The sequence below is a fragment of the Pseudomonas sp. NA-150 genome (assembly GCF_044336365.1).
Lineage (GTDB): Bacteria > Pseudomonadota > Gammaproteobacteria > Pseudomonadales > Pseudomonadaceae > Aquipseudomonas.
This window is the reverse complement of the sequence record NZ_CP172305.1, coordinates 190,415-207,331: the sequence shown is the minus strand read 5'-3', so window position 1 is coordinate 207,331 and position 16,917 is coordinate 190,415. Positions and strand designations below refer to the sequence as shown.

Here is a 16,917-nt window from a genome sequence, read left to right as displayed (position 1 = left end):
TGTCTCCTCTCGGGGCCGTTGATTACTGAGCCGTAGCCACTTTGGCAGGCGGGGTCCAGATCACGTCCTTGATGCTCAACGGCTTGGGAATCAACTTGAGCTGGTAGAAGCTGTCGGCGATTTTCTGTTGCGCGGCGACCACTTCAGGGGTGATCAACTGCGCACCGTAGCCTTGGCGTTTAACGGTGGTCAGGCTAATTTCCTCTGAGAGGCCAAGCAGCGGTGCCACTTGTTTCGCCACGTCACCGGGGTTGGCTTTGGACCATTCGCCGACCGCGCGGATCTCCTCGATCAACGTCTGAATCACCTGCGGATGTTTTTCCGCGTAAGGCTTGGTCGCCAGGTAGAACTGCAGGTTGTCGACGATGCCTTTGCCGTCACGCAGGGTGCGGGCTTGCAGTTGTTTCTCCGCAGCGGCCTGGTACGGGTCCCAGATCACCCACGCATCGACGCTGCCACGCTCGAACGCCGCACGGGCGTCAGCCGGGGCCAGGAACAAGACCTGGATATCGCTGTACTTGAGACCGGCATCTTCCAGCGCACGTACCAACAGGTAATGCACGTTGGAGCCTTTGTTCAGGACGACTTTTTTACCCTTCAGGTCTTTGACCGAGGTGATCGGTGAATCCTTGGGAACCAGAATCGCTTCGCTGCCGGGAGCTGCCGGCTCATTGGCGACATAAAGCAAATCTGCGCCAGCGGCCTGGGCAAATACCGGTGGGGTTTCACCCGTCACACCGAAATCGATAGCGCCGACATTGAGCCCTTCCAGCAATTGCGGGCCGCCTGGGAACTCAGTCCACTGCACCTGCACGCCTTGTTCAGCCAACCGCTTTTCCAGCGAGCCTTTGGCTTTGAGCAGCACCAATGTGCCGTACTTTTGATAACCGATGCGCAAACTTTCAGCCTGGGCCTGAGTGATGGCGCCGAGGGTGATCGCTGCAGCAAACAGAGCGACCAGGCTTCGACGCAAAGTGATAGTGCGCATGGCGCTCTCCCCTGCTTGTAGCAATATGGTTGGACCTGCTTGCCTGTTGTCGGGCGAGTAAGGTGGGTTAGCGATTGCGCTAAGTTGGACAGACCATAACAGGAGTTTTTTATATCTATAAATCTCATTTATTCATTTGTTTATTCCTTAATTGAATATAGGTGTTTCTCCGCAAAACCTTGAATCGCAGGCAAAAAAAGGGGCCGCATAAGCGACCCTTTTTTTTGCGCCCTGACGTTAACGATTAGGCTGCGGCGTCAAACGCAGATAAGGCGTGACCGCCTTGTAGCCCTTCGGAAAGCGTTGTTTGATTTCGTCTTCATCCTTGATCGACGGCACGATCACCACATCTTCGCCATCCTGCCAATTGGCCGGGGTTGCGACTTTGTAGTTGTCGGTCAATTGCAGCGAGTCGATGACCCGCAGGATTTCGTTGAAATTTCGCCCGGTGCTGGCCGGGTAGGTGATGGTCAGACGTACCTTTTTATTCGGATCGATCACGAACAGCGAACGCACGGTCAGGGTTTCACTGGCGTTAGGATGGATCAGGTCGTACAGCTCGGAGACCTTGCGATCAGCGTCGGCCAGGATCGGGAAGTTGACGATGGTGTTCTGCGTGGTGTTGATATCCTCGATCCATTTCACGTGGGATTCGACCGGGTCAACCGACAGCGCAATAGCCTTGACCTTGCGCTTGGTGAATTCGTCTTTCAGCTTGGCCGTGAAGCCAAGTTCGGTGGTGCAGACCGGCGTAAAGTCGGCCGGGTGGGAAAACAACACACCCCAGCTATCGCCAAGCCATTGGTGAAATTTGATCGTTCCTTCGCTGGATTCCTGCTCGAAGTCGGGGGCGATGTCGCCAAGTTTCAGACTCATGGTGCGGCTCCTTTGGTTGGTTAACAACCGCACTACTTTGCCCCTTACCTCGTGAATATAAAAAGAATAAATCCTGTTCCAAATATGTTTTTTTGGAATAAAAAAACGTTTCTATAGCGCCACCCCAATGTCAGCCACCCTCTACTACTAATGAAGTTTTCACAAACCAGCCAAAACGTTCTGCAAATTTTCACAAGCGTTTCACCGTTCGTTTACCTCAGCTTCCGCACACTCAACGAATAATAAACAAAAGCGGGATTTGCTCCCGTCGGTCCCGACCCGTCCGAATGCGCTGTCGATTTTTCCATTCAACGTGACGCTATGCGGTGGCGCCACAGGAGAGCTGTTTGATCATGCAGTACCGGTTATGGCTTGCTCGGACCCGACTTTCATTCACCTATAGCAATCTTGCCAAACACAAGCTGCGGCTAGCCATCCTCGCGTGCGTCGGCGTCGGCGCCATCGCCGGCATCACGCTTACTCGCCAAGCCAAACTCCCGAATTTATCCAAAGCCGACGCAGCCACTATTGCCGGCTTTGAAGCCCAGTGGGCCAAGGGCGACATGATCGTCCTGGTGCGCCACGCCGAACGCTGTGACCATTCAAGTGCTCCCTGCCTGGGCCCTGCCGACGGCATCACGGTTCGCGGCAAAGCCATGGCGCAAGAAGTCGGTTTGCAGTTTCAGAAGCTCGGAATGGAAAGAGCTGATATTTACAGCAGCCCGCTGACCCGCGCCGCGCAGACTTCAGGCTTCATGTTCAATTACGCCAGCGAAGATCAGGGTTGGTTGTTCGACTGCCGCAAAACAATGCTCGCCGACGCCCTCAGGCACAAAGTCAAAAATCGCAACCTGGTGCTGGTGACTCACAGCGAATGCTTCAGTGCACTGGAACAGCAGCTGGATTTGCCTGAATCCAAGACCCCCGAGTTCGCCTCATCGCTGTTCCTCACCGTCGGCGATGACGGCCTGACACCTCGCGTCACCGGCTTCATCAATGCGAACGAATGGCCAAAAGTGTTGGGCAAGTGAACGAGTACCCGATGATCAAAAGCGCACAGCCATCAAGTGCCGGACTTTGCCGTTCGCGCTTGTCATTGGTCCGCTGTTTCGCTCACCAAATCACAGGCAATAAAAAGCCCCGCACAAGGCGGGGCTCTTTCAGCTCAACACACTTACAGGAAGTTGTAGGTGTAGTTGAAGATCAGACGAGTCTGGTCCTGGTTAGCAATACCAGTGCCATCAGCGTGGTAGCTACCGGTACGCAAAGTAGTACCGAAACCTTTCAGGTAACCGGTCTGAACTACGTAGTCGATACGCGCGTCACGTTCCCACTCGGAGTGGTCCGGGCCGCTACCGGAAACGTCCTTGATGTCATTACCGTACAGGTAAGAGATCGAGGCTTTCAGGCCAGGAACACCGAGGCGGGCGAAGTCATACGAGTACTGAGCGAACTTGGTCTGCTCACCGGCACGGATGAAGCTGTTGATCACAGAGTCAGTGAACAGGTAGAAGCTGGTGCCGCCGTTGTCTTCGCTATTGGAACCGTTCGCAGCAAGAGCCTTACCATCTTTAGTGACGTTACCCTGGTTCAGCAGAACGAAACCACCATCGTCGCTTACGCTCTGATAGCCCACCAACAGGGAGTGGCCGCCCAGTTGGTAGGTGAACATGGAACTCCAGGTGACGTTATCGACTTCACCCTTGTTCTTGGCGTAACCACCGTTGTTGTTGAACGCGTAGCCAGCGGTGTCGCTGCTGCTTTTGCCGTCGGAGCTGCTGTTGAAGTACCGCAGGTCAGTCTTGAACGACTGGTCGTCGCCGATCGGCAGAACGTGAACCAAACCGAGGAAGTGTTGCTTGTAGAAATCTTCCAGGTTTGCGAAGTAGTACTGCACGGTCAGATCTTTAGTGACCCTGTAGTCACCACCCGCGAAGCGGAACTGATTGCTGCCCTTGGTAGCGCCTGCAACCGACAGCGAAGTGCTGTTGGTCGAAGCACGGCCTGTGGAGTGCTCCAGTTGACCAGCAGTCAGGGTCAGGTTGTCGATTTCTTTGGAGGTGATGATGCCACCGTCAAAGTTTTGCGGCAGTGCGCGGCTGTCGTTTGCCAACAGGATTGGCAACTGAGGAGCCAGAGCGCCACCGACGTGCAATTCAGTTTTCGAGTAACGGAATTTAACGTTTGCGTCGCCACGTTGCAGATCGCTCTGGGCAGTACCATCGCTGTCGCTAGGCCAGAAAGAGTTACCGGTAGCAGGGTGGTGACCAGCGCCGCCATCCAGGTGCAGGCCGTAGATGTACTGAGCATCGATACCGACGCCGATGGTGCCTTGGGTGAAGCCGGATTTGTAATCGAGTTTTAGAACTTCAGCGGTTTCACGCTGGTTGTTCTGAGTAGCTGATGCCGTGTGGTTGTCGTTCTCATAGTAAAAAGTACGGGAACTGAGGGAGAGTTTGCTGTCTTCCAGGAAACCCGCTGCACCGGCTTGCTGCGCCAGAACCCCAACAGCCACGGCTAGCGCCAAGCTTGACTTGTACATTGTTTTGCTCCTCTACGTTTCTAATTCTTGTGTTCTAAGGCTTGGGGATCTGCGCCCCGTCCACCACAGATGTGCGAATAGCACTAAAGTGTGACCACCAAGTCAACACATTACTGTCACATTCCTACCTTGGTCTAATGCCTCCCGAATCCACCGGGAGAGATTAAATAATATTTCATAAATCTAAAAATAATTGTTTCATCATTTTTCAGACGATTATGGAATATTAAACCGCATCAGCCAAACCAATGGCCTTATGATGCCATTGGAACGCCATATTATTCATAAAAAGCATAAGCGTCTCTGTCTTTAGACCGACTACTTTACAAAACCTAGCCATTCGGGCCTTGAACCCCCACTGCAAACCTCGAAGCGTAGACCTTTTGGGGGTGTTCACTGGCTATCGGCGGCAATTTCTCAAAATAAAGTTACAGTTTTTGTATCATGTGAAAAATTTGTTAGCGCGTTTTGCCAGCCCTTTTTTGTGAGGTGATCTGACCTGAGAGGCCCGCCGGTCTTCACTTGACTTAAAATTGGAACAGGAAACGAGACGATCAACGGTCACGTCCCGGTCACATATCTGCCCATAAGCTCATTCCTAAACGTTATTTATCTGTGAATTCTTAGATCATTTAGCCTCGGCGGTCTGCCACTTCGGCCCTTGACCAGGATTTTCACGATGAATCGACATCACCCCTTCACCCGACGACTGTTGGCAGGCGCCACCCTGGCACTGGCCGCCACCCTGACCTTGCCCGCTTTGGCACAGGAAACCCTGCGCATCGGCTACCAAAAATCCTCCACCTTGATAACCGTACTCAAAACCCAGGGCACGCTTGAGCGCGAACTCGCCAAGCAAGGTATCGACGTGACATGGCACGAGTTTCCCAGTGGTTTGCCGCTGCTGGAGTCATTGAACGTCGGCAACGTCGATCTCAGCGCTGATGTGGCAGACACGGTTCCGGTGTTCGCCCAGGCAGCCGGCGCACGACTGACCTACTTCGCCCAGGAAGCGCCTTCACCCGCCGCTCAAGCCATCGTCGTGCGTAGCGACTCTACGATCAAAAGCCTGGCCGACCTCAAAGGCAAAAAGGTGGCAGTAACCAAAGCCGCAGGCAGTCATTACCTGCTGATTGCCGCACTGAACAAAGCCGGTTTGAAATTCAGTGACATCGAACCCGCGTACCTGACACCCGCGGATGGCCGCGCCGCCTTCGAGAACGGCAAGGTCGATGCGTGGGTCACCTGGGAACCCTTCCTCAGCGGCGTCCAGCGCCAATTGGCCACCCGGACACTGACTGACGGCAAGGGTCTGGCCCAGTACCAGCGCTACTACCTGACGACCAACACCTTTGCGGCGAGTCATCCGCAGGTACTGGCTGTGGTGTTCGGCGAGTTGCGTGATGCAGGTCGCTGGATCAAAGCCAATCCCGCAGACGCTGCGAAAATTCTTGGCCCGCTGTGGGGCAACCTTGATGCCGCGACCGTGGAAGCAGCAAACGAGCGGCGCAGCTACGAGGTGCAAAGCGTGAAAGCCGACAAATTGGATGAGCAGCAAAGCATTGCCGATGCGTTCTTCGCCGCCGGGTTGTTGCCCAAGGCCGTGGATGCAAAGGATGTTGCGGTTTGGCAACCTTGAGATAACGCGTCTTCTGAATGGGCCCCTTCGCAGGCGCAAATCCACTGTAGAAGCTGCCGCAGGCTTCCACAGAGATCACTAACGCTTTAAATCCTGTGGGCCTGCGAAGGCGGCGTAATGACCTGTCCGTTCCGCTCATAAGCTAATGCTAAAAAGTTATTTATTTTTGGTTTATTAGATCATTTAGTCTCCATCTCAGCCGGACTTCGGCCGCCTGAACTGGAGCTCCATGATGAAACTGCACACACCTTTGCGCCTGCTGGCGGCCCTGTCGCTGGCCGGTGCGACCTTTTTTGCCCAGGCTGCGGACTTTACCGTGGCCTACCAAACCACCGTTGACCCCGCGAAAGTCGCCCAAGCTGACGGCGCTTATGAAAAGGCCACCAACGCCAAGATCGATTGGCGCAAATTCGACAGCGGCGCCGACGTCATTACCGCCATCGCTTCGGGCGACGTGCAAATCGGCTACCTCGGCTCAAGCCCACTGACCGCCGCCGCCACCCGCAAACTGCCGGTGGAAACTTTCCTGATCGCCACCCAGATCGGCGCCGCCGAAGCCTTGGTCGTGCGCAACGGCTCGGGAATCAATTCGCCGCAGGACCTGATCGGTAAAAAGATCGCGGTTCCGTTCGTCTCCACCGGCCACTACAGCCTGCTGGCCGCGCTGAAACACTGGAACATCGACCCTTCGAAAGTCACCATCCTCAACCTCGCGCCACCGGCCATCGCCGCTGCATGGAAACGTGGTGACATCGACGCCACTTACGTTTGGGACCCTGCGTTGGGTGTCGCCAAGGAAACCGGCAAGGTGCTGATCACCTCCGGCGATCTGGCCAAGCTCGGTGCGCCGACCTTCGACGCGTGGATTGTGCGTAAAGATTTTGCCGCTAAACATCCGGAAATCGTCAGCGCCTTCGCCAAGGTCACCCTTGATGCCTACGCCGGCTACCGCAAAGACCCGGCCGCCTGGCTCGCCAACACCAGCAACGTCGACAAGCTGGTGAAACTGTCGGGCGCCAAAGCTTCGGACATCCCGACCTTGCTGCAAGGCAACGTCTACCCGCTGGCTGCTGACCAAATCACCGCACTGGGCGCACCGACCATCGACGCCGTGACCAAAACCGCTGCCTTCCTTAAAGAGCAGGGCAAGGTTGACGCGGTATTGGCCGACTACTCGCCGTACGTCAGCGCCAAGTTCGTCACTCAATAAGTCGATATTAATCTGGAGTTCTTGCCATGGCCTTGTTACAGCTGGAGCGCATCAGCGCACAGTACCCCGGCGCGGCCGAACCGGTACTGTCGGACATTTCCCTGAGTCTCGGCCCGCAGCAGCTGCTGGTCGCACTGGGCCCGTCCGGCAGTGGCAAGACTTCGCTGTTGAATCTGATCGCTGGGTTTGTTGAACCAAGCGCCGGGCGTATCACCCTCGACGGTGTCCCGGTAAAAGGCCCAAACGCCGAACGCGGCGTGGTGTTTCAGGACGACGCGTTGCTGCCTTGGCAGGACGTGTTGGCCAACGCTGCTTTCGGTCTCGAACTGGCCGGCGTGCCGCGCCAGCAACGTGAAGCCAAAGCCAGAGAGATGCTGGCATTGGTGGATCTGGCGGGCTTTGATAAGCGCCGGATCTGGCAACTCTCTGGTGGGCAAAAGCAGCGTGTCGGCCTGGCTCGCGCATTAGCCGCCGACCCACGCGTGCTATTGATGGACGAGCCCTTCGGCGCCCTCGACGCCTTTACCCGCGAACAAATGCAGGAACTGCTGCTGCAAGTCTGGCAGCGCACCGCAAAGCCAGTGTTCCTGATTACCCACGATATAGAAGAAGCGGTATTTCTCGCCACAGACCTGATTCTGCTGGCGCCCAATCCAGGGCAGATTGTCGAACGCCTGCATTTGGACTTCGGCCAGCGCTATGCCGCCGGAGAGTCAGCGCGTGCGATCAAGTCTGATCCGCGCTTTATCGAAACCCGCGAACACGTGCTAGCCAAAGTCTTCGCTCAGCGCAGTGCGGCCACTGGGGAGCAACGCGCATGAGCAGCTATCAAATACCGGCCGCTGCCACGGCGAGCGCCACCGCGAAGAAACCGGCGATGATCCCCTTGCGTCGCACCCTGAGCACCCGCTGGATCAGCGTGCTGACATTACTGACCTTGCTGGCGATTTGGTGGGCGGTGACCGCCGCTGAACTGATCGAACCCTTGTTTCTGCCACCGCCTTCGGCTGTATTGGAAAAAGGTTGGCTGCTGGCGACCACCGGCTACATGGACTCCACACTGTGGCAGCACCTCGGCGCCAGCCTGAAGCGCATCGGTCTGGGTCTGGGGTTTGCCGTGCTGACGGCGATTCCAATCGGCATCGCCATTGGTCATAACCGCATCGCTCGCGGCATCTTCGACCCACTGATCGAGTTCTACCGCCCTATCCCGCCGCTGGCTTATCTGCCGCTGATCGTAATCTGGTGCGGGATCGGCGAGCTGTCGAAAGTGCTGCTTATATACCTGGCGATTTTTGCCCCGATCGCCATCGCCACCGCCACCGGCGTGCGCACCGTGGACCCCACCAAAATTCGCGCCGCGCAATCCTTGGGTGCGACCCGCTGGCAGTTGATTCGTCATGTAATTTTGCCCAGCGCCTTGCCCGACATTCTCACCGGCGTACGCATTGGTTTGGGCGTGGGCTGGTCGACGCTGGTGGCGGCCGAATTGATCGCCGCCACCAGCGGCCTGGGCTTTATGGTGCAGTCAGCGGCTCAGTTCCTGGTCACTGACGTGGTGGTGCTGGGCATTCTGGTGATCGCGCTGATCGCCTTCGCCATGGAAATGGGCCTGCGTGCCCTGCAGCGCAAGCTGGTGCCGTGGCACGGCCAGACACACTGAACCATTGACTACGCCGACAGCTCGGCGCCGCATTGAACGAGACCGACCATGACCCTACACATCACTCCGCTCAGTTCTGCCCTTGGCGCACAGATCAGTGGCGTCGACATCAGCCAGCAACTGAATGCCGAACACCGCGACGCCATTGAACAGGCGCTGCTCACCTATTCCGTGCTGTTCTTTCGCGAGCAGCCGCTGACGCCGCAGCAACATGCACGCTTCGCGGCCAATTTCGGTGATCTGCACATTCATCCGATCTACCCGAACGTGCCGGAACAACCGGAGGTGCTGATCCTCGATACGGCGGAGACCGACGTGCGCGACAACGCGATCTGGCACACCGACGTCACCTTCCTGCCGAGCCCAGCGTTGGGCGCGGTACTCAGTGCCAAGCATCTGCCGGCATTTGGCGGCGATACCTTGTGGGCCAGCGGCATCGCGGCCTACGAAGCGCTGTCTAAACCACTGCAAAACCTGCTCGACGGTCTGACCGCGACGCACGACTTCACCCGATCCTTTCCGCTTGAGCGGTTCGGCAATACGGCGCAAGACGTCGCACGCTGGGAAGACACCCGACGCAAGAATCCGCCGCTGTCGCATCCAGTGATCCGCACCCATCCGGTCAGCGGGCGCAAGTCGCTGTTCGTCAACGATGGCTTCACCACACGGATTAACGAACTGGAGCCGGCGGAAAGCGAGGCAATTCTCAAGCTGCTGTTCAGCCACGCCACCCGCCCGGAGTTCACCCTCCGCTGGCGCTGGCAGGAAAACGATTTGGCGTTCTGGGATAACCGCTGCACCCAACACTACGCCGTCGACGACTACCGCCCGCAGCGGCGAGTGATGCATCGGGCGACCATCCTCGGTGACAAGCCTTTTTAAACACACTGTGCAGGAGCGGGCTTGCCCGCGATGGCGGTGTATCAGACATATAGCCATCGCGGGCAAGCCCGCTCCTACAAGGGCGTACGGCCATTCAAAGTGCATTTCAGGAGAAGAGCGCACCGTTTAGATGCACAAATGAAAGTCCAAAAGATCACTAAAGAATCCGTCCGAAGCTTTCCATACACCCTTGCGAAAACATTCGAAAACCTCGAAAGCCTCGTATTTCAAGGCCCGCACAGCCATCCAAAGTTTTATTCAGAACCAAAACCAAAAACTGGCACACACCCTGCAATAGGTTAACTATCACCAGTTTTGGGGACCTTGGTACAGGCAGGCCGGGGATTCCCCTCTTTTATTCCTCTCGGAGACTGACCTCCAGTCTCCAGCGCCCGTCCACCTTTGCACCGTGCCAGTCACCATGCAACGGGCGGGCCGCCAGCAGGTTCAGCAACAACCCCCCCTTCGCATGCTGCACCTTCCAACGCACATCTTTGCCATTGAGCTTGAATTGCCCTTGCTGCGCAGTGCCCTCTGCGTTGAACAGCATGGCCAGCGAGCCGGAAACATCCTCGCCGTGCACCGTCGGCTCATCGTTGAACCACAGCACCAGTCCGGTCGCTGAAGGCTCGATCTGTTGCAGCGTCAAAGGCTCAGGCGCGGTCAGGCGACCGATCATCATCCCCACCATCATCCCGACAATGGCCATCGATCCTAAAACCTTGGGCCAGAGTTTCGGTCTTGGGTCTTCTTCGGGGGTAGAATGCACCCCGTCGTTCAGTTCGGAGCCGTGCATGTTTCACGTCATCCTTTTTCAACCAGAAATTCCGCCGAATACCGGCAACGTCATCAGGCTGTGCGCCAACAGTGGCTGCACCCTGCATTTGATCGAGCCCCTGGGCTTCGAACTGGATGACAAACGTCTGCGGCGGGCCGGCCTCGACTATCACGAGTATGCCACCCTGAAGACTCACCCGGACCTCGCCAGCTGTCTGGAGAGTATCGGCAACCCGCGCCTGTTCGCCTTCACTACCAAAGGTTCGAAACCCTTCCACGACGTGCGCTTCGAGAAAGGCGATGCCTTCCTGTTCGGCCCGGAAAGCCGTGGCTTGCCAGCCGAAGTGCTGGACTCGCTCTCCGGCGAGCACCGCCTGCGCCTGCCCATGCGCGAAGGCTGCCGCAGCCTGAACCTGTCGAACACCGTGGCCGTGGCGGTTTATGAAGCCTGGCGGCAAAACGACTTCGCCTGACTTCGCCAACCGGCGCTCGCACACAAAAAAAGCGCCCCGAAAGGCGCTTTTTCAATTCAAGCCAGGGTGCTTATTGCACAGTCTGGGTTTCGCCAGACTCTTGAATGCGTTGCAGCTCTTGCGCGTACAGGGCGTCAAAGTTCACCGGAGCCAGCATCAGCGCAGGGAACGAACCACGGACAACCAGGCTGTCGATGGTTTCGCGAGCGTACGGGAACAGAATGTTCGGGCAGAACGCGCCGAGGGTGTGGCTCATGGAAGCGGCGTCCAGACCCTTGATCAGGAAGATACCGGCTTGCTGAACTTCAACGATGAAGGCTACTTCGTCGCCGTTGTTAACGGTGACAGACAGAGTCAGCACGACTTCGTAGAACTCGCCTTCCAGTTGTTTCTGGCGGGTGTTCAGGTCCAGGCTGACGCTTGGAGTCCACTCCTGGCGGAAGATCGCCGGGCTTTTCGGCGCTTCGAACGACAAGTCACGAACGTAGATACGCTGCAGCGAAAATTGCGGCGCTTCAGCTTCGTCGGTCACAGGGCCGTTGGTCGGTTGGTCAGTCATGTCAGGTCCTTCTTATAAGGTCTTGTAGGGTTTGGGGTTCAAGCCTGAAGCAGTGCGTCGAGCTTGCCGGCGCGCTCCAGGGCAAACAAATCATCACAACCGCCCACGTGGGAGGCGCCAATCCAGATTTGCGGGACTGACGTACGCCCGGCTTTCTGGGTCATTTCAGCGCGAACCTGCGGCTTACCATCGACCTTGATCTCGTCGAAGGCGACACCTTTTTTCTGAAGCAACTGCTTGGCGCGAATGCAGTAAGGGCACCAATCGCTGGAGTAGACGATGACATCAGCCATTTCACTTCACCAGCGGCAGATTTTCTGAACGCCAGGCGGACACGCCACCGGCGAGCTTGGCGGCGGTGAAGCCGGCCTTGAGCAGTTCCCGAGCCGTGGTGCCAGAGTGCTGGCCCATGGCGTCGACGATGATCAGGGTCTTGGCCTTGTGCTTTTCCAGCTCGGCGACACGCGCCAGCACTTTGTCCGAAGGAAAGCTCAGCGCGCCAACGATGTGGCCTGCAGTGAAGTCCTTGGTCGGGCGCACGTCGATCACCACGCCCTGATCCTTGTTGACCAGCGCAGTCAGCTCGCTGGTACTGAGGCTACGGCCGCCTTTGCTCATCTCGGTCGCGATCAACAGCGCCAGCAGGATGACGAAAGCGCCAGCAATCAGATAGTGGTTAGTGGCGAATTGAATCAGGTGCTCAACCATCAGTAGGTTCCAGGGCGTTAAAATGTCGGCCAGTATACACAGCACCCAAGGTGCACCAAAGCCCGTACGGCAGTGACGCCGTCTGAACTTGCCCTTAAAATGCCGATCTCTTTTCTATCTTCCTTAATAGCCACGAGTGGATTCCATGACTGCCACGCCTAAACCTTTGGTCCTGATTATCCTGGATGGCTTCGGACACAGCGAAAGCCACCATGACAATGCCATCTATTCGGCGAAAATGCCGGTCATGGATCGCCTCTACGCCACCCAGCCCCACGGCCTGATTTCTGGCTCGGGGATGGACGTCGGTCTGCCGGACGGTCAGATGGGTAACTCGGAAGTCGGCCACATGAACCTCGGCGCCGGCCGCGTGGTGTACCAGGACTTCACCCGCGTGACCAAATCGATCCGTGACGGCGAGTTCTTCGAAAACCCGACCATTTGCGCAGCGGTGGATAAAGCGGTTGCGGCTGGCAAGGCCGTGCATTTCATGGGCCTGCTGTCCGACGGCGGCGTCCACAGCCACCAGGATCATCTGGTCGCGATGGCCGAGCTGGCCGCCAAACGCGGCGCGGAAAATATCTACCTGCACGCCTTCCTCGATGGCCGTGACACGCCACCACGCAGCGCCAAAGCCTCGATCGAGCTGATGGATTCGACCTTCGCCCGCCTGGGCAAGGGCCGCATCGCCTCGATCGTTGGCCGTTATTTCGCCATGGACCGTGACAATCGTTGGGACCGCGTCGCCTCGGCCTACAACCTGATCGTCGACGGCACTGGCGAGTTCGAGGCAGCAAGCGGCGTGGCCGGGCTTGAAGCCGCCTATGCGCGCGGCGAGAACGACGAGTTCGTCAAAGCCACCAGCATCGGCGACAAGGTCAAGGTTGAAGACGGCGACGCCGTGATCTTCATGAACTTCCGTGCCGACCGTGCCCGCGAGTTGACTCGCGTGTTCGTTGAAGATGGCTTCAAAGACTTCGAACGCGCCCGTCAGCCAAAACTGGCCGGTTTCGTCATGCTGACTCAATACGCCGCCAGCATTCCCGCCCCCTCCGCCTTCGCCGCCGGCAGCCTGGACAACGTGCTGGGCGAATACCTGGCGAAAAACGGCAAGACGCAGCTGCGCATCGCCGAAACCGAGAAATATGCCCACGTCACCTTCTTCTTCTCCGGCGGTCGTGAAGAACCGTTCCCGGGCGAAGAGCGCATCCTGATTCCATCGCCGAAAGTCGCTACCTATGACTTGCAGCCGGAAATGAGCGCGCCGGAAGTCACCGACAAGATCGTCGACGCCATCGAGAACCAGCGTTACGACGTGATCGTGGTCAACTACGCCAACGGCGACATGGTCGGTCACAGCGGCATCCTTGAAGCGGCGGTCAAGGCAGTGGAGTGCCTGGACGTGTGCGTCGGCCGCATCGCCGAAGCGCTGGAAAAAGTCGGCGGCGAAGCGCTGATCACCGCGGACCACGGCAACGTCGAGCAAATGTCCGACGAAACCACCGGCCAGGCACATACCGCCCACACCTCGGAGCCGGTGCCGTTCATCTATATCGGCAAGCGCGAGCTGAAAGTCCGCGAAGGCGGGGTTCTGGCTGACGTTGCGCCGACCATGTTGCAGCTGTTGGGCTTGCCGATACCGCAAGAGATGACCGGCCACTCGATCCTCGTCGCTAAATAACGTCGATGTATCGCTCTGTAGGCGCTACCGAAGGCTGCGAATGGCACTGAAACACGCTGAGTGTTCTGGCTTTATCGCAGCCTTCGGCAGCTCCTACAGTGTTACCGGGTCAAACTGACTCGGATTACACGCTTTGAGGCGTTTTTTTTGCAGCTCGCCGCGGGCATACTAGGCTCTGTTCATCACTCCTCCTTGGTGTCGCCCACCCCATGCTTCGCGCCCTGATCGCCTTATTCCTGATTTGCCTGCTCAATCCGGCCTTTGCCGATGAGCGTGCGCAAACCCAACAACAGTTGGAAGCTGCGCAAAAGGACATTGCCGAGCTGAAAAAGCGACTCGGTGAACTCCAGCAAGAAAAATCCGGTGTGCAGAAAGACCTGCGCAAAACAGAAACCGACATGGGTAAGCTGGAAAAGCAGGTCGAGGTCCTGCAAAAGGAACAAAAAAAGACGGAAGTCGAGCTAGAGCGGCTCGACCAACAGAAGAAAAAGCTCCAGAGCTCCCGGACCGAACAGCAACGCCTGATAGCGATTCAAGCGCGAGCGGCGTACCAGGGCGGCCGTGAGGAATACCTCAAGCTGCTCCTGAACCAGCAAAACCCGGAAAAATTCGCCCGCACCCTGACCTATTACGATTACTTGAGTCAGGCGCGGCTGGCGCAATTGCACAGCTTCAACGAGACCTTGCGGCAGTTGGCCAACGTCGAGAAAGACATCGACCTGCAACAGGCGCAGTTGCTGGTGCAACAAGGCAGCCTGGACAGCCAGCGCCAGGAGTTAGAGGCCGCTCGGCAAGAACGCAAAGACGCATTGGCCAAGCTCAATGATGACGTAAAAGCCCGCGACCAGAAGTTGCAGGCGCGCCAGCAAGAACAGTCTGACCTGGCCAATGTCCTGAAAACCATTGAAGAAACCCTGGCCCGACAAGCTCGCGAAGCTGAAGAGGCCCGTCAAAAAGCCTTGATCGCCCAGCAGGAAGCAGAAAAACGCGCGCGCGAAGAGCAAGCAGCCCGCGCCCTGGCAAAAAACAATGCCAGCAAAGACAGCAACAACGACAATGACGAAGCTCCGGTCAAACGCCCGGTCAAGGCCCCCGGCGAACTGGTTTCCAGCGCCGGCGTTTCTTATGGCGGACAATTTGCTCAGGCTCGGGGAAAACTTCCATGGCCGGTTGATGGTCGACTGTTGGCACGCTTCGGTGATCCGCGTGGCGATGACGCGCGTTCGACGTGGGATGGCGTAATGATCAGTGCTCCCGCCGGCAGCCAGGTGCATGCTGTACATGGCGGCCGTGTGGTGTTTGCCGACTGGTTGCGCGGCGCCGGGCTTCTGGTCATTCTCGACCATGGCAACGGTTATTTGAGTCTTTACGGTCACAACCAGAGTCTGCTTAAAGACGCTGGCGACATTGTTAAAGCCGGAGAAGCGATTTCCACTGTCGGCAACAGTGGCGGTCAAGAAACACCGGCGTTGTATTTTGCTATTCGTCAGCAGGGCCGCCCGAGCGACCCTGCGCAATGGTGCCACGTTCAAGGATAAGTTGGCGCCAACCTCAGTTTTAGGAGTTCGTTCGATGTTGCATTTGTCCCGCCTCACTTCGCTGGCCCTGGCTATTGCCATCGTTATCGGCGCTCCTCTGGCGCAAGCCGCTGACCCCGTAAAACCAGCAACACCGCCCGCTTCGACCTCCGCCGCCGTTGCCGCTCAGGCTGCCGCCAAGGCGCCTTTGCCGTTGGAAGAACTGCGTACTTTCGCCGAGGTCATGGATCGGATCAAAGCGGCTTACGTTGAACCAGTAGACGACAAAACCCTGCTGGAAAACGCGATCAAGGGCATGCTCAGCAACCTTGATCCGCACTCCGCCTACCTCGGCCCGGAAGACTTCCAGGAGCTGCAGGAAAGCACCAGCGGCGAGTTCGGTGGCCTGGGTATCGAAGTCGGCATCGAAGACGGCTTCATTAAAGTGGTTTCGCCTATCGACGATACCCCGGCCTCCAAGGCTGGCGTCGAGGCTGGCGACCTGATCGTCAAGATCAACGGCGCACCGACTCGCGGCCAGACCATGCAGGAAGCGGTCGACAAGATGCGCGGCAAGATCGGCGAAAAAATCACCCTGACCCTGGTACGCGACGGCGGCAACCCGTTCGACGTGACGCTGGCGCGGGCGACCATTCAGGTCAAGAGCGTCAAGGCGCAGATGCTGGAGAACGGCTACGGCTACATCCGCATCACTCAGTTCCAGGTCAAGACCGGCGAAGAAGTCGGCAAAGCGCTGGCCAAACTGCGCAAAGACAACGGCAAGAAGATGAGCGGCCTGGTGCTCGACCTGCGTAACAACCCGGGCGGCGTGCTGCAAGCCGCTGTTGAAGTGGCCGACCACTTCTTGACCAAGGGCCTGATCGTCTACACCAAAGGCCGGATCGCCAACTCCGAGCTGCGCTTCTACGCTGATGCGGCCGACGCCAGCGAAGGTGTGCCGCTGGTAGTGTTGATCAACGGCGGCAGTGCGTCGGCTTCCGAGATCGTCGCGGGCGCGTTGCAGGATCAGAAACGCGGTGTGCTGATGGGCACCGACAGCTTCGGTAAAGGCTCGGTGCAAACCGTACTGCCACTGGCCAACGATCGCGCGATCAAGATCACCACTGCGCTGTACTACACCCCCAATGGCCGTTCGATCCAGGCCCAGGGCATCGTGCCGGACATCGAAGTGCGTCGCGCCAAGGTGACCAGCGAAGTCGACAGCGAGAACTACAAGGAAGCCGATCTGGCGGGCCACTTGGGCAACGGCAACGGCGGCGCAGACAAACCGACCAAAGCCTCCAAAACTGCCGCTGCGAAGGCGCGTCCGCAAGACGACGACTTTCAGTTGAGCCAGGCACTCAGCCTGCTTAAAGGCCTGAGTGTGACTCGCGGCAACTGA

At 57.7% G+C, this 16,917-nt stretch carries 17 protein-coding genes; 10 read left to right on the top strand and 7 right to left on the bottom strand.

The genetic code is table 11. The features are described from left to right. Positions 1-22 precede the first annotated feature (22 nt). Together ACF0H7_RS01000 and ACF0H7_RS00995 are read right to left on the bottom strand one after the other, a co-directional pair. A complete protein-coding gene (locus tag ACF0H7_RS01000) occupies positions 23-988 on the bottom strand; it encodes a sulfonate ABC transporter substrate-binding protein (RefSeq protein ID WP_397450991.1) in 966 nt (321 codons plus the stop codon). Positions 989-1,225: 237 nt separating this feature from the next. Beyond that, complete coding sequence (locus ACF0H7_RS00995; protein ID WP_397450990.1) at positions 1,226-1,864, bottom strand: peroxiredoxin; 639 nt, start codon at positions 1,862-1,864, stop codon at positions 1,226-1,228. Positions 1,865-2,217: 353 nt separating this feature from the next. Between ACF0H7_RS00995 and ACF0H7_RS00990 the strand changes: the two genes are divergently transcribed. After that, positions 2,218-2,895, top strand: a complete 678-nt coding sequence (locus ACF0H7_RS00990; protein ID WP_397453794.1) for a histidine phosphatase family protein — start codon at positions 2,218-2,220, stop codon at positions 2,893-2,895. A gap of 143 nt (positions 2,896-3,038) precedes the next feature. Here ACF0H7_RS00990 and ACF0H7_RS00985 read toward each other — a convergent pair whose 3' ends face one another. Continuing rightward, on the bottom strand, positions 3,039-4,406 hold the full coding sequence (locus ACF0H7_RS00985) for an OprD family outer membrane porin (RefSeq protein ID WP_397450989.1): 1,368 nt from the start codon (positions 4,404-4,406) through the stop codon (positions 3,039-3,041). A 679-nt stretch (positions 4,407-5,085) separates the two neighbouring features. On the opposite strand from ACF0H7_RS00985, the gene ACF0H7_RS00980 reads away from it, so the two are divergent. From ACF0H7_RS00980 to tauD, 5 genes are all read left to right on the top strand, one after another. Beyond that, positions 5,086-6,045, top strand: coding sequence for an aliphatic sulfonate ABC transporter substrate-binding protein (locus ACF0H7_RS00980; RefSeq protein WP_397450988.1), 960 nt, complete (start codon positions 5,086-5,088; stop codon positions 6,043-6,045). A 232-nt stretch (positions 6,046-6,277) separates the two neighbouring features. After that, on the top strand, positions 6,278-7,255 hold the full coding sequence (gene tauA, locus ACF0H7_RS00975) for a taurine ABC transporter substrate-binding protein (protein WP_397453792.1): 978 nt from the start codon (positions 6,278-6,280) through the stop codon (positions 7,253-7,255). 26 nt (positions 7,256-7,281) lie between these two features. Beyond that, positions 7,282-8,076, top strand: a complete 795-nt coding sequence (gene tauB, locus ACF0H7_RS00970; RefSeq protein WP_397450987.1) for a taurine ABC transporter ATP-binding subunit — start codon at positions 7,282-7,284, stop codon at positions 8,074-8,076. After that, positions 8,073-8,918 carry a taurine ABC transporter permease TauC gene (gene tauC, locus ACF0H7_RS00965; RefSeq protein ID WP_397450986.1) on the top strand — a complete coding sequence of 282 codons (846 nt, stop codon included), beginning with the start codon at positions 8,073-8,075 and terminating at the stop codon, positions 8,916-8,918. Before tauB ends, tauC begins: the two co-directional genes overlap by 4 nt. A 48-nt stretch (positions 8,919-8,966) precedes the next feature. Next, a complete protein-coding gene (gene tauD, locus ACF0H7_RS00960; protein WP_397450985.1) occupies positions 8,967-9,800 on the top strand; it encodes a taurine dioxygenase in 834 nt (277 codons plus the stop codon). Positions 9,801-10,155: 355 nt separating this feature from the next. On the opposite strand, the gene ACF0H7_RS00955 is transcribed toward tauD, so the two are convergent. Continuing rightward, positions 10,156-10,596 carry a hypothetical protein gene (locus tag ACF0H7_RS00955; protein WP_397450984.1) on the bottom strand — a complete coding sequence of 147 codons (441 nt, stop codon included), beginning with the start codon at positions 10,594-10,596 and terminating at the stop codon, positions 10,156-10,158. Here ACF0H7_RS00955 and trmL point away from each other — a divergent pair. Next, positions 10,595-11,050: a tRNA (uridine(34)/cytosine(34)/5-carboxymethylaminomethyluridine(34)-2'-O)-methyltransferase TrmL gene (gene trmL / locus ACF0H7_RS00950; RefSeq protein ID WP_397450983.1), complete on the top strand. Its 456-nt coding sequence runs from the start codon at positions 10,595-10,597 to the stop codon at positions 11,048-11,050. The two genes, ACF0H7_RS00955 and trmL, sit on opposite strands and share 2 nt — an antisense overlap. Before the next feature lie 70 nt (positions 11,051-11,120). Here trmL and secB read toward each other — a convergent pair whose 3' ends face one another. From secB to ACF0H7_RS00935, 3 genes are read right to left on the bottom strand one after another with little or no spacing between them, the layout of a single operon-like run. Continuing rightward, the gene (gene secB, locus ACF0H7_RS00945; protein WP_397450982.1) at positions 11,121-11,609 is read right to left on the bottom strand and encodes a protein-export chaperone SecB; all 489 of its coding nucleotides are present in this window, start codon (positions 11,607-11,609) and stop codon (positions 11,121-11,123) included. 38 nt (positions 11,610-11,647) lie between these two features. Next, positions 11,648-11,902 (bottom strand): glutaredoxin 3, encoded by a 255-nt coding sequence (grxC, locus tag ACF0H7_RS00940; RefSeq protein WP_397450981.1) that lies wholly within the window; start codon positions 11,900-11,902, stop codon positions 11,648-11,650. 1 nt (position 11,903) lies between these two features. Continuing rightward, the gene (locus ACF0H7_RS00935; RefSeq protein WP_397450980.1) at positions 11,904-12,317 is read right to left on the bottom strand and encodes a rhodanese-like domain-containing protein; all 414 of its coding nucleotides are present in this window, start codon (positions 12,315-12,317) and stop codon (positions 11,904-11,906) included. Positions 12,318-12,462: 145 nt separating this feature from the next. Between ACF0H7_RS00935 and gpmI the strand changes: the two genes are divergently transcribed. The 3 genes from gpmI (at position 12,463) to ACF0H7_RS00920 (ending at position 16,917) form a co-directional block, all read left to right on the top strand. Further along, positions 12,463-13,998, top strand: a complete 1,536-nt coding sequence (gpmI, locus tag ACF0H7_RS00930; RefSeq protein ID WP_397450979.1) for a 2,3-bisphosphoglycerate-independent phosphoglycerate mutase — start codon at positions 12,463-12,465, stop codon at positions 13,996-13,998. A gap of 209 nt (positions 13,999-14,207) precedes the next feature. Further along, positions 14,208-15,536 carry a murein hydrolase activator EnvC family protein gene (locus tag ACF0H7_RS00925; protein WP_397450978.1) on the top strand — a complete coding sequence of 443 codons (1,329 nt, stop codon included), beginning with the start codon at positions 14,208-14,210 and terminating at the stop codon, positions 15,534-15,536. Between the two features lie 34 nt (positions 15,537-15,570). Next, positions 15,571-16,917, top strand: a complete 1,347-nt coding sequence (locus tag ACF0H7_RS00920) for a S41 family peptidase (RefSeq protein WP_397450977.1) — start codon at positions 15,571-15,573, stop codon at positions 16,915-16,917.